Raw genomic sequence first — 10,951 nt, 5'->3', positions numbered from 1 at the left:
GAACCGTGGTCCGGCATGCCATCCTCCAGTTTCGCCCGGAAAAGGCCAGGATCAGGGAGAACCTAACCCGCTTGGCGGCGCACCTTAGGGTTCTTCGTCCTCACGCCCCGGGGGTGGTGGTCCTACCCGAGGCGGCCTTGACCGGGTATTTCCTGCAAGGGGGGGTGAGGGAGCTGGCCCTTACCCGGTACGAGCTTTTGGAACTCCTCTCCCAGGTGCACAAGGAGGTGGGTTGGGAGGGGCTTTTGGACGTGGTGGTGGGCTTTTACGAGCGGGATGAGGGAGCCTATTACAACAGCGCCGCCTACCTGGAACTTCCCCACCGCATTGTCCACGTGCACCGCAAGGTTTTCCTGCCCACCTACGGGGTCTTTGACGAGGAGCGCTACCTGGCCCGGGGGAGGCGGGTGGAGGCCTTTAACACCCGTTTTGGCCGGGCGGCCATCCTCATCTGCGAGGACTTCTGGCATTCCCTCACCTCGGCCATCGCCGCCTTGGACGGGGCGGAGGTGGTCTATGTGCCCGCAGCCAGCCCCGCCAGAGGCTTCCACGGGGAAAGGCCCGAGAACGTGGAGCGCTGGCGCACCCTGGCCCGGGCGGTGGCGGCGGAGCACGGCCTTTACGTGATCCTTTCCAGTCTGGTGGGGTTTGAGGGGGGGAAGGGGATGAGCGGGGGAAGCCTGGCGGTGGGGCCGGAAGGGCGCGTTCTGGCCGAGGCCCCCCTGTTTGAGGAGGCGGCCCTGCTCTTGGACCTGGACCGGGAGCGGATCCCCCCGGTGCGCTACGATAGCCCTCTGCTTTCCGACCTCGAGGCCGCCTTGCCCCTTCTCCTCCCCGACCTGGAGAGGGTTTTGGGAAAGGAGGGGAGATGAAAATCCTCCAAGCTCCCAAGATCCAGGAAAGCCTGGAGCTCCACTGGCCCCTGGTGGCGGACTTCCTTACCCGCTTTGTCCAGGAGGAGCTTTCCTGGCGGGGCTACGAGAGGGCCATTGTGGCGGTATCCGGGGGGGTGGACTCCGCCACCACCTTGGCCCTGGCGGTGCGAGCCCTGGGGCCGAAACGGGTCCACGCCCTTTTCCTCCCCCACCGGGACTCCAGCCCCCTTTCCCGGGAGCACGCCTATCTGGTGGCGGAGACCTTCGGGGTGGAGCTAGAGGAGGTGGACATCACCCCCATGGTGGAGGGCTACGCTGCGCAAACCCCGGACCTCACCCCCCACCGCAAGGGCAACCTGATGGCCCGGGCCCGGATGATGGTCCTCTTTGACAAATCCCAGGCCTACGAGGCCCTGCCCTTGGGCACGGGCAACAAGACGGAGAGGCTTTTCGGCTACTTCACCTGGCACGGGGACGACACCCCCCCGGTAAACCCCTTGGGGGACCTGTACAAGACCCAGGTCTGGGGCCTGGCCCGTTACTTGGGGGTGCCCCAGGCGGTGGTGGAGAAGGTGCCCACCGCTGACCTCATCCCGGGGCAGACGGACGAGGGGGACCTGGGGGTGCGCTACCTGCGGGCGGATGTCATCCTGGAGCACTACCTGAAGGGCTACCCCGACGCCTATATAGAGAGCCTGGGCTACACCCAGGAGGAGATAGCCCGGGTCAAGGAGCGGGTGAACCGCACCCATTGGAAGCGGGCCCTGCCCACCGTGGCCCTCCTTTCCTCCACCGCCATCGGGGAGTTTTACCTGAGGCCCTTGGACTACCGGCCATGACCGACCTAGAGCTCCAGACCTATCTGGAAAGGGCCCGGACCATTGCCGTGTTGGGGGCCCATAAGGACCCTTCCCGCCCCGCCCACTACGTGCCCGAATACCTTTGGGAGAAGGGTTACCGCATCCTGCCGGTTAACCCCCGTTTCGCCGGGATGGAGCTTTTCGGGGTGCGGGTGGTGGCGAGCCTAGAGGAGATTTCCGAACCCGTGGACATCTTGGACGTCTTTCGCCCTCCGGAGGCCCTTTTGGCCCACCTGCCCGAGGTCTTGGCCCTGAGGCCCGGCCTGGTGTGGTTGCAGTCTGGCATCCGCCACCCGGGCTTTGAAGAGGCCCTGAAGGAGGCCGGGATCCCCGTGGTGGCCGACCGGTGCCTTATGGTGGAGCACCGGAGGCTTTTCGGCACCCCGTAGGCCCATGAAAGGGCTACAGGAAGCGCTCCTTGGCTGGTATCGGGAAAACCCCCGCCTCCTTCCCTGGAGGGGGGAGAAGGACCCCTACCGCATCCTGGTGGCCGAGGTGCTCCTGCAGCAGACCCGGACCGCCCAGGCCATCCCTTACTACCATCGCTTCCTGGCCCGTTTCCCCAGCCTGAAGGCCTTGCGGGAGGCCCCCTTGGAGGAGGTGCTGAAGGCCTGGCAGGGGGCGGGCTACTACCGCCGGGCCCTTCACCTCCACCGCCTGGCCCAGGAGGTGGAGGCCCTGCCCCAAGGCTATGCCGAGCTTCTTGGGCTTCCCGGCCTTGGCCCGTACACGGCGGCGGCGGTGGCCTCTCTGGCCTTTGGGGAAAGGGTGGCGGCGGTGGACGGGAACGTGAGGCGGGTCCTTTCCCGGCTTCTCGCCTGGGAGAACCCTTCTCCCCAGCGCCTTTGGCGCCTAGCCCAGGACCTCATGCCCCCGGGGGAAGCCCCAGGCGAGTGGAACCAGGCCCTCATGGACCTGGGGGCCACGGTGTGCCTGCCCCGGAGGCCCCTTTGCTCCCGTTGCCCCGTCGCCGCCTTTTGCCAAGGGCGGGCGGACCCAGGGCGTTACCCGGGGGCCAGGAAGCGGAAGGTGCGGGAGGAAGCCCTGGCGGCCCTGGTCCTCTGGGGCAGGGAAGGGGTCTATCTGGAGAAGCTGGAAGGGCGTTTCGCCGGGCTCTACGGGGTGCCCCTCATGCCCCCTGAAGACCTTCCGGCAAGGGCCAGGGCCTTTGGGGTGGAGCCCCGTTTCGCCGGGGAGGTGCGCCACGCCCTCACCCACCGCAGGCTCCGGGTGGAGGTGCACGTGGCCCCCTGGGAAGGGGCTGCTTGCCGAAGGGAACAGCTTGTGGACCCGGGGGAGAAACCCCTACCCAAGCTCATGGAGAAGGTGCTCCGCCAGGCGCAGGCCTTCTTGGCTCATGAGGGCATACTCCCCCTCCCGCACGCAAAGGCCCACCGCATAAAGCCCTTCCAGCCTGACTAGGCGGAAGGTTTCCTCCTCCCACTCCTCCGGGTGGAAGGCGTGGTAGCTCACGGTATAGCCCGGGGTCCCGGGGGCTTCCGGCACCGCCCTCTCCCGCTTTAGGAAGCGGAAGCCCAGGGCCTGAAGGTGGAGGAAGAGGTCCGGGTAGCTGGCCTCGGAAAGCCGGCCCGCCTCCTCCACCGCCTCGCCCAACCAAAGCCTGGCTCCGAGAAAGCTCCCCACCGCCAGCACCACGCGGGAGGCCCGGGCCGGGGGGCCTTCCCACGTACCCACCCCCACCACCCTCTTCCCTTCCAGAAGAAGCTCCGTGGCGGTGGCCTGGAAAAGGTGCAGGTTGGGTTGGTTTTCCAGGAGGTACTTGGCCCGGGCGTGGAAGGCCCAAAGCCGGGAATCGGCAGGGTCGTAGGCCCGGGCCAGGAGGCTTCCTTCCGGGAAAGGGGGCTTTGGGGGCAGGAAGGGCATCATCACCGAGTCCAGGCTCTGGGTGAGGAGGCCCACCCGCACCCCCATTTGCGCCAAGCGGAAGGCGGCCTCGCTACCGGCAAAGCCCGCCCCTACGATGAGCACCTGGTACTCAGGCATATCCGCTTCCCGCCTATCGGGATTAAAAAAGGGCCCCGAAGGGCCATCCTGGCGGGCCGTGAAGGACTCGAACCTCCAACCCCCGGTTTTGGAGACCGGTGCTCTGCCAGTTGAGCTAACGGCCCCCGCCTTCCGGGATTGTAACACACCCTTTTGCCCTGGGCCAAGGGGGGCCGGGCGTAAAATGAAACCCATGCGGGCCTTTGCCCTGGCGGTCCTTTTGGCCTGGACCCTAGGCCAGGTTAATCCCCAAGGGGCCACCTTGTCCCACACCGTCGCCCCTGGGGACACCCTTTTCTCCATCGCTCGCCGCTATGGCACCACGGTGGAGGAGCTCATGCGCCTGAACGGTCTGGAGAACTTCTTGATCCAGCCCGGCCAGGTGCTCAAGATTCCCGGGAAGGCGGAGGGGACCCATGTGGTGGCCCCTGGGGACACCCTTTTCTCCCTGGCCCGACGCTACGGGACCACGGTGGAGGCCCTCATGGCCTTAAACGGCCTGGCCGCCTCGAGCCTCAAGGTGGGCCAGGTGCTAAGGATCCCGGCTCCCCAGGACCAGGGGGGAAAGGAGGCGGAGGGCCAACCCCAAGGGGGCTATCCGGCTGAGCCCAGGGAAAACGGCGCCCCAGCGCCTCCCCCTCGAGGCCCCACCCCTGGCCCAGAAGAATCCCTTCCTTCCGAGGACTACGATCCCGAAAGTCCCCTCCTCAAGGTGGTCCTCCGCTACCTGGGCCTTCCCTACAAATACGGGGCCAACTCCCCCACCGCCTTGGACTGCTCCGCCTTCGTGGCCCAGGTGTTCGCCGAGCTGGGCGTGGCTCTGCCCCGAACCTCCCGGGAGCAGTACCGCGCCCTGCCCCCCGCCGATACCCTGCGCCCAGGGGACCTGGTCTTCTTTAGCTTTGGCGGCAGGGATATTGACCACGTGGGCATCTACCTGGGCCGGGGGGTTTTCGCCCACGCCAGCAGCTACGGGAGCCGGGTGGTGATCGAGAGCCTCGAGGCCCCCTTCTACCGGAAGGCCTACCGGGGTGCCCGGCGGGTGGCGCAGGAGGCCAGGAAATAGCCTTCCTAAGGCCAGTCCTTCACCTCCCCCCGGGCCTTCTTTAGGGCGGTTACGAGGGCTTCCCCGGGGCCTCCTTCCCCCCGGAAGGCTTCGGTTTCCCGCTCCAGCCAGGCCTCCCCCTTGCGGAAGAGGACGGCCCGGGCTTCCTCCAAAGCCTCCCCCAGAAGGGCGCCCAGGGAATAGAAGGGGGTACCGGGGGGAAGGTCGGGGTCCAGGCCCTGGCGGGCCAGGGCCCGGCCATAGGGCCTTTCCCGTTCCTCCATCGTGCCTCCCTGGGCGAAGTAGCGCCTTAGGACCCTTCCCCAGTCCCCCACCCGGCTATAGGGGGCCATGGCCTGGAAGGCGGCCTCGAGGTCCTGGGGCCCATAGGAGCGGTACCGGTTCTCGTGCACCACCAGGCCCCTTGGCAACCTGGGCCTGGGGGGGCCTGCCTCGTCCGGCACCCCCACCGCCAGGCCCACCGCGGGGATGACCCCCGGGGGAAGCCCCAGGAGGTCCAAAAGCTCCTCCACCCCGTTCAGCACCCCCCCAATGAAGCAGACCCCGTAACCCAAGGCCTCGGCGGTGAGGGCCAGGTAGGCGGCGGCGAGCCCAGCGTCCAAAAGGGCAAAGTGTAGGGCAGTTTTGGGCCAGAGGGCCATCCTTTCTCCCCGGTGGGCGAGAAGCCTTTCCAAGCGATGGATGTCCGCCAGGAAAACGAAGAACTCCGCTGCCTGGCGGATGTGCTCCTGGTTTCCGGAAAGCTGGGCCACCCTTTCCCTGAGCCCGGGGTCCGTGATCCGGATGGCGCTATAGAGCTGGGCGCTGGCGTCGGTGGGGGCCCGTTGCAGGGCGAAGAGGAGCTTTTCCAGGTCTTCTTCTGGGATGGGCAAGGGCTTAAACCGGCGCACGCTCCGCCTTTGCGCCAGGATGGGAAAGAGGTCTAAGGACATCCTCCTAACTATAGCCCCAGCCAGGCCAGATAGGCCCGCCACAAGGCCTCCCCGAAGAAGAAGGCCACTATGCCCCCTAGGGCCAGGTAAGGGCCGAAGGGGATTTTCCGTTGCCGGAGGGTGAGGCCAAAGAAGGCCCCGGCCAGCACCCCCAGGAACAGGGCCAGCAGGCTATAGGGCCCAAGCCAGGCCCCAAGGGCCCCCAGGAGCTTCACATCCCCATAGCCCATGGCCACGGGTTCCTCCTGTTCCTCTTCTCCCTCCTTTTGAGCCTCTTGGGGTCTAAAAGCCCAGTAAAGCCCCCCTGCCAGCGCCAGCCCTCCTGCGCTCAAAAGGGAGCCTTTCAAGGGGCTAAGAGGGTCGGCCCCCAGGTAAGGGGCTAGGATCCAGGCCAGGGGTAGAAGGGGAAGGGTGATCCGGTCGGGAAGTACCACAGGCCTTCCCGTACGCCCCGAAAGGGCCCAGGTGAGGAAGGCCAGGGCCATGCCCATCCCGGGGCCCAAGAGGGCGCCAAAAAGGGCGGCCATGTGCACCTGATGGGGCCCCACGGGGACCTCGGCCTTTCCTTCCCGGAAACGCCTCAGGAAAAAGGCCCCGTACCCCGCCACCAACCCCAATACTCCAGCGGCGAGGAGGCTTCCATCCAAGGCTTGGGAAAAGGGGCGGGGAAAGGAGAGGAGGTAGGCAGAGAGGAGACCCAGGAAGAGGAGGCCATAGGTGAGGCTATCGGGAAGCTCATAGGTGTCCAGGTCTATGAAGGAAAGGGCCACCAGAAGGGCCAGGAAGGCAAAGGTCAAGAAGGCCTGGGGCGAGGGGGGGTAGAAGAAGGCGGCCAGGGCAAAGAGGAGGCCCGTGAGGGCCTCCACCAGGGGGTAGCGGGGGCTTATGGGGCTTGAGCAGTAACGGCACCGCCCCCTAAGGGCCAGGTAGGAGAGCACGGGGACCAAGTCCTTGGGGGCCAGGCGGTGCCCGCAGGCGGGGCAATGGGAGGGTGGGAAGACGATGGACTCCCCCTTGGGCAGTCGGTGGATGACCACGTTCAGGAAGGAGCCCACCACCAGACCAAGGAGCAGGGAAAAAAGGAGCCACATGGAGGCATTGTAAAGCCGGAACCCAGACCCCGGGCTAAGGGCGCCGCTTCCTTCAGGCCTGGCCGGGGAGGTCTTCGGGCTTGCGGGGCTGGTCGGCATCGTCCAAGAGCAGGGCCAGGAGGAAGAAGAGGAGCACCCCCAGCAAGGACCAGGCCCCGCCAAGGGCGAAGAGCCATACGGCCAGAAATCCTATTCCCAGGGTCAGGGCTAACCTCATCATAAGTTTATCTTAACATACCGCCCCCACAAATAAGCAAGGCTTTACTATGAGGGCCAGGCCTGGGTTCCACCGGGGTTTCACGGGCCTTTAACACCATGGGGGGTATGATGCTTCCGTGACGCCGGAAACCGCTTATCGGGAGCTTTTGGAGTTTCAAAGGGAAACCGCCTACCTGGCCTCCTTGGGGGCCCTGGCGGCTTGGGACCAGCGCACCATGATCCCCAAGAAGGGGCATGAACACCGGGCGAGGCAGATGGCGGCCTTGGCTCGGCTCCTCCACGGGCGGGCCACCGACCCCCGGATCGGGGACTGGCTTGCGGCGGTGGAGGGTTCTCCCCTGGTGCAGGACCCCCATTCCGATGCCGCGGTGAACGTAAGGGAGTGGCGGCAGGCCTACGAGCGCGCCCGGGCCATCCCCGAAAGGCTAGCGGTGGAGCTGGCCCTGGCGCAAAGCGAGGCGGAAAGCTACTGGGAGGAGGCCCGGCCCAGGAACGACTGGCAGGGGTTTTTACCCTATTTGCGCCGGGTGTTTGCCCTCACCAAGGAGAAGGCGGAGATCCTCTATGGCCTTCCCCTCGCCCCAGGGGATGCGCCCTATGGGGAGGTGTACGATGCCCTTTTAGACGGGTATGAGCCGGGGATGCGGGCCCGGGAGTTGGAGGGGCTTTTTGCTGGGCTTAGGGCAGGGCTTCAGGGGCTTCTGGACCGCATTTTGGGAAGTGGCAGTAGGCCCGATACGGGCATCCTTCACCGGCACTATCCCAAGGAGGCCCAGAGGGCCTTTGCCCTCGAGCTCCTGGCCGCCTGCGGCTATGACCTGGAGGCGGGCCGCCTGGACCCCACCGCCCACCCCTTTGAGATCTCCATCGGCCCCGGGGATGTGCGCATCACCACCCGCTACTTTGAGGACTTCTTCAACGCCGGCATCTTCGGCACCCTGCACGAGATGGGCCACGCCCTCTACGAGCAGGGCTTGCCCAAGGAGCACTGGGGGACCCCAAGGGGGGAGGCGGTCTCCTTGGGGGTTCACGAGTCGCAAAGCCGCACCTGGGAGAACCTGGTGGGCCGGTCCTTGGGCTTTTGGGAGCGGTTCTTCCCCCGGGCCCAGGAGGTTTTCCCAAGCCTACAGGGCGTGGCCCTGGAGGATTTCCACCGGGCCATCAACGCCGTGGAGCCCTCCCTCATCCGGGTGGAGGCGGACGAGGTCACCTATAACCTCCACATCCTGGTGCGGCTGGAGCTGGAGCTTTCCCTCTTCCGGGGCGAGCTTGCCCTAGAGGACCTCCCCGGGGCCTGGGCGGAGCGGTACCGGGCGTACCTGGGGGTGGCCCCCAAGGACTACAAGGACGGGGTGATGCAGGACGTGCACTGGTCTGGGGGGCTTTTCGGCTACTTCCCCACCTATACCCTGGGTAACCTCTACGCCGCCCAGTTCTTCCAGAAGGCAAAGGAGGAGCTTGGGGACCTCGAGGCCCAGTTCCGCCGGGGAGAGTTCCGCACCTTCTTGGACTGGACCCGGAAGGAGATCCATGCCGAGGGAAGCCGCTTTCGGCCCAAGGACCTGGTGGAGCGGGTGACCGGTGCACCTCCCAGCGCAGGGCCCTTCCTGGCCTACCTGGAGGCCAAGTACCGGGCCCTTTACGGCCTCTAGCCCTTTTGCGTCCAGCGCTTTCCGTCCCGCTCCCGATACTTGGCCATGGCCTTGAGGAAGGCTTCCTCCAGGTCAATCCCTTCCCGGTTGGCCAGGGAGATGAGGACGAAGAGGAGGTCGGCGAGCTCCATGGCCAGATCCCCTTCCTCCTCCCCCGGCTTGGGCTTTTTCCCGTGGCGATGGGCCAGAACCCGGGCCACCTCCCCGAGCTCCTCCGTGAGGCGGGCCAGCATGAGGAGGGGAGGGAAGTAGCCCTCCTGAAACTGCCCAATCCAGGCGTCCACCTGCCTTTGCGCCTCCTTGAAGGTGAGGGCTTCCATGGAAAGGAGCATACAATGGCCCCATGAAGGCCTTGGCCCTCATCGCCCACGATGCCAAAAAGGACGATATGGTGGCCTTCTGCCAAAGGCACCGGGAGCTCCTTGCCCGCTTTCCCCTCCTGGCCACGGGCACCACGGGAAGGCGCATAGGGGAGGCCACCGGGCTACGGGTGGAAAGGGTCCTTTCCGGCCCCTTGGGAGGGGACATGCAGATCGGGGCAAAGGTGGCGGAGGGAAAGGTGCTCTGCGTGCTCTTCTTCCAAGACCCCCTCACCCCCAAGCCCCACGAGCCCGATGTGCAGGCCCTCATGCGGGTGTGCAACGTGCACGGGGTGCCCTTGGCCACCAACCTCGAGGCGGCGGAGGCCCTGATCCCCTGGCTGGCGGGCCAGGCGGGCTAAAGGGTTTTGCGGTAGGCCAAGGCCTCGGCCACGTGGCCTTCCTCCACGCCGTCCGCCCCTTGCAGGTCGGCGATGGTGCGGGCCACCCGGAGGAGGCGGTCGTAGCTCCTGGCGGAAAGGAGCATCCGCTTGGCCGCCGCCTGCAGAAGGCTTTCCGCCCCCTGGCCCAGGCGCACGTGCTCCCGCAAAGCCCTTCCCGCAAGCTCCCCGTTGGGCCGGCCTTGGCGGGAGAGCATCCTCTCCCGGGCCCTTAGGACCCGTTTCCTTACCGCCTCGGTGCTTTCCCCCTCGGGGGCCCGGGCCAGCTCCGCTGGGGTCAGGCGGGGCACCTCCACCACCAGGTCGAAGCGGTCCAAAAGGGGCCCAGAAATCTTTCCCACGTAACGCTGGCGGCTAGCCGGGGTGCAGGTGCAGGCCCTTTCCGGATCCCCATACCAGCCGCAGGGGCAGGGGTTCATGGCCGCCACCAGGAGGAAGCGGGCGGGGAAGGTGAGGCTGGCCTTGGCCCGGGAAACGGTCACCACCCCGTCCTCCAGGGGCTGGCGTAGGGCCTCCAGGGCGTCCCGGGAAAACTCGGGGAACTCATCCAGGAAAAGCACCCCCCGGTGGGCCAGGGAAACCTCCCCTGGCTTGGGAATGGCCCCGCCCCCGATGAGGCCGGCGTAGCTCACCGTGTGGTGGGGGGCGCGGAAGGGGGGCGTGCGCACCAGGCCCTTGAGGACCTGCCCGGCGGCGGAGTGGATGCGGCTCACCTCGAGGGCGGCCTCCTGGCCCAAAGGGGGAAGCAGAAAGGGAAGGCGCCTGGCCAGCATGGTCTTCCCCGAGCCCGGGCTTCCCACCATGAGGAGGTGGTGGTAACCGGCGGCGGCGATCTCCAGGGCCCTTTTGGCCTTGGCCTGGCCCTTCACGTCCCGCAGGTCCAAAACCTCTAAGGCGGCCACGGGGTCCTCGGGCTCCGCCCTCTTTGGGTCCTCCTCCCCCCTTAGGTAGGCCACCGCCTGGAGGAGGCTTTCCGCCCCGTAGACCTCCACCCCCTCCACCAAGGCGGCCTCCTTGGCGCTTTCCCAAGGGAGAAGGAGTTTTTTCCCTTCCCCCAAGGCCCCCAACGCCAGGTTCACCGCCCCGGGCACCGGGCGCAAGGACCCGTCCAGGCCCAGCTCCCCCGCCACCGCCAGGCCCGAGAGGCTTTCCAAAGGCACCACCCCCTGGGCGGCCAGAAGCCCCAAGGCGATGGGCAGGTCAAAGTGGCTCCCCTCCTTGCGCAGCTCCGCCGGGGCCAGGTTCACCACCACCCGGGCCTGGGGGTAGGGGAAGCCAGAGTTTTTGAGGGCCGCCCGGACCCTCTCCCGGCTCTCCTCCACCGCCTTGTCCGGCAACCCCACCAGGGCGTAGCTGGGAAGCCCGGGGCTAACATCCACCTCCACGGTGACGGGAACCGCGTCCAGGCCGAAGAGGGTGTAGCTGCGCACCTGGGCTAGCATGGAGGGAGTTTAACGCAAAAGTGTTAGTTTTGCCTAGTGTTTGCGAAGTT

13 protein-coding genes and 1 tRNA gene are annotated in these 10,951 nt (G+C 66.7%); 7 read left to right on the top strand and 7 right to left on the bottom strand.

Annotated elements, in window-relative coordinates:
- Window positions 1-5 precede the first annotated feature (5 nt).
- Genes DK874_RS09515 through DK874_RS09500 form a run of 4 tightly spaced genes read left to right on the top strand, consistent with a single transcriptional unit; the run spans window position 6 to window position 3,157 of the window.
- Window positions 6-872: a nitrilase-related carbon-nitrogen hydrolase gene (locus tag DK874_RS09515; protein WP_114313789.1), complete on the top strand. Its 867-nt coding sequence runs from the start codon at window positions 6-8 to the stop codon at window positions 870-872.
- Window positions 869-1,714 (top strand): NAD+ synthase, encoded by an 846-nt coding sequence (locus tag DK874_RS09510; RefSeq protein ID WP_114313788.1) that lies wholly within the window; start codon window positions 869-871, stop codon window positions 1,712-1,714. The genes DK874_RS09515 and DK874_RS09510 overlap by 4 nt, the downstream gene beginning before the upstream one ends.
- Window positions 1,711-2,124, top strand: a complete 414-nt coding sequence (locus DK874_RS09505; RefSeq protein WP_114313787.1) for a CoA-binding protein — start codon at window positions 1,711-1,713, stop codon at window positions 2,122-2,124. The genes DK874_RS09510 and DK874_RS09505 overlap by 4 nt, the downstream gene beginning before the upstream one ends.
- A 4-nt stretch (window positions 2,125-2,128) precedes the next feature.
- Window positions 2,129-3,157, top strand: coding sequence for an A/G-specific adenine glycosylase (locus DK874_RS09500; RefSeq protein ID WP_114313786.1), 1,029 nt, complete (start codon window positions 2,129-2,131; stop codon window positions 3,155-3,157).
- Here DK874_RS09500 and DK874_RS09495 read toward each other — a convergent pair.
- On the bottom strand, window positions 3,041-3,739 hold the full coding sequence (locus DK874_RS09495; protein ID WP_114313785.1) for an FAD-dependent oxidoreductase: 699 nt from the start codon (window positions 3,737-3,739) through the stop codon (window positions 3,041-3,043). The two genes, DK874_RS09500 and DK874_RS09495, sit on opposite strands and share 117 nt — an antisense overlap.
- Before the next feature lie 49 nt (window positions 3,740-3,788).
- A tRNA-Trp gene (locus tag DK874_RS09490) sits at window positions 3,789-3,864 on the bottom strand.
- A 68-nt stretch (window positions 3,865-3,932) separates the two neighbouring features.
- Here DK874_RS09490 and DK874_RS09485 point away from each other — a divergent pair.
- A complete protein-coding gene (locus tag DK874_RS09485) occupies window positions 3,933-4,805 on the top strand; it encodes a C40 family peptidase (RefSeq protein ID WP_162798775.1) in 873 nt (290 codons plus the stop codon).
- 5 nt (window positions 4,806-4,810) lie between these two features.
- Here DK874_RS09485 and DK874_RS09480 read toward each other — a convergent pair whose 3' ends face one another.
- From DK874_RS09480 to DK874_RS11675, 3 genes are read right to left on the bottom strand one after another with little or no spacing between them, the layout of a single operon-like run.
- The gene (locus tag DK874_RS09480; protein WP_114313783.1) at window positions 4,811-5,737 is read right to left on the bottom strand and encodes a nitroreductase family protein; all 927 of its coding nucleotides are present in this window, start codon (window positions 5,735-5,737) and stop codon (window positions 4,811-4,813) included.
- An 8-nt stretch (window positions 5,738-5,745) separates the two neighbouring features.
- Window positions 5,746-6,828, bottom strand: a complete 1,083-nt coding sequence (locus tag DK874_RS09475) for a prepilin peptidase (RefSeq protein WP_114313782.1) — start codon at window positions 6,826-6,828, stop codon at window positions 5,746-5,748.
- Window positions 6,829-6,880: 52 nt separating this feature from the next.
- Window positions 6,881-7,048, bottom strand: coding sequence for a hypothetical protein (locus DK874_RS11675; protein WP_162798774.1), 168 nt, complete (start codon window positions 7,046-7,048; stop codon window positions 6,881-6,883).
- A 115-nt stretch (window positions 7,049-7,163) separates the two neighbouring features.
- Here DK874_RS11675 and DK874_RS09470 point away from each other — a divergent pair, with 115 nt between their 5' ends.
- The gene (locus tag DK874_RS09470) at window positions 7,164-8,699 is read left to right on the top strand and encodes a carboxypeptidase M32 (protein WP_114313781.1); all 1,536 of its coding nucleotides are present in this window, start codon (window positions 7,164-7,166) and stop codon (window positions 8,697-8,699) included.
- On the opposite strand, the gene DK874_RS09465 is transcribed toward DK874_RS09470, so the two are convergent.
- On the bottom strand, window positions 8,696-9,031 hold the full coding sequence (locus DK874_RS09465; RefSeq protein ID WP_240307653.1) for a nucleotide pyrophosphohydrolase: 336 nt from the start codon (window positions 9,029-9,031) through the stop codon (window positions 8,696-8,698). The genes DK874_RS09470 and DK874_RS09465 overlap by 4 nt on opposite strands.
- An 11-nt stretch (window positions 9,032-9,042) precedes the next feature.
- Between DK874_RS09465 and mgsA the strand changes: the two genes are divergently transcribed.
- Window positions 9,043-9,420: a methylglyoxal synthase gene (mgsA, locus tag DK874_RS09460; protein ID WP_114313780.1), complete on the top strand. Its 378-nt coding sequence runs from the start codon at window positions 9,043-9,045 to the stop codon at window positions 9,418-9,420.
- Here the strand turns inward: mgsA and DK874_RS09455 are convergent.
- Entirely contained in the window at window positions 9,417-10,901 is a 1,485-nt protein-coding gene (locus DK874_RS09455; protein WP_114313779.1) for a YifB family Mg chelatase-like AAA ATPase, read from the bottom strand. The two genes, mgsA and DK874_RS09455, sit on opposite strands and share 4 nt — an antisense overlap.
- Window positions 10,902-10,951: the final 50 nt, after the last annotated feature.

Source organism: Thermus caldifontis, from assembly GCF_003336745.1.
GTDB lineage: Bacteria > Deinococcota > Deinococci > Deinococcales > Thermaceae > Thermus > Thermus caldifontis.
This window is presented reverse-complemented; position numbering and strand designations above follow the sequence as displayed.

What these genes read in the sequence shown, in the direction of transcription:
- DK874_RS09480 (WP_114313783.1), bottom strand. Translation starts at nt 5,737, where the DNA reads ATGTCCTTAGACCTCTTTCCCATCCTGGCGCAAAGGCGGAGCGTGCGC.
- DK874_RS09455 (WP_114313779.1), bottom strand. Translation starts at nt 10,901, where the DNA reads ATGCTAGCCCAGGTGCGCAGCTACACCCTCTTCGGCCTGGACGCGGTT.
- DK874_RS09465 (WP_240307653.1), bottom strand. Translation starts at nt 9,031, where the DNA reads ATGCTCCTTTCCATGGAAGCCCTCACCTTCAAGGAGGCGCAAAGGCAG.
- DK874_RS09485 (WP_162798775.1), top strand. Translation starts at nt 3,933, where the DNA reads ATGCGGGCCTTTGCCCTGGCGGTCCTTTTGGCCTGGACCCTAGGCCAG.
- mgsA (WP_114313780.1), top strand. Translation starts at nt 9,043, where the DNA reads ATGAAGGCCTTGGCCCTCATCGCCCACGATGCCAAAAAGGACGATATG.
- DK874_RS09505 (WP_114313787.1), top strand. Translation starts at nt 1,711, where the DNA reads ATGACCGACCTAGAGCTCCAGACCTATCTGGAAAGGGCCCGGACCATT.
- DK874_RS09475 (WP_114313782.1), bottom strand. Translation starts at nt 6,828, where the DNA reads ATGTGGCTCCTTTTTTCCCTGCTCCTTGGTCTGGTGGTGGGCTCCTTC.
- DK874_RS09495 (WP_114313785.1), bottom strand. Translation starts at nt 3,739, where the DNA reads ATGCCTGAGTACCAGGTGCTCATCGTAGGGGCGGGCTTTGCCGGTAGC.
- DK874_RS11675 (WP_162798774.1), bottom strand. Translation starts at nt 7,048, where the DNA reads ATGATGAGGTTAGCCCTGACCCTGGGAATAGGATTTCTGGCCGTATGG.
- DK874_RS09500 (WP_114313786.1), top strand. Translation starts at nt 2,129, where the DNA reads ATGAAAGGGCTACAGGAAGCGCTCCTTGGCTGGTATCGGGAAAACCCC.
- DK874_RS09510 (WP_114313788.1), top strand. Translation starts at nt 869, where the DNA reads ATGAAAATCCTCCAAGCTCCCAAGATCCAGGAAAGCCTGGAGCTCCAC.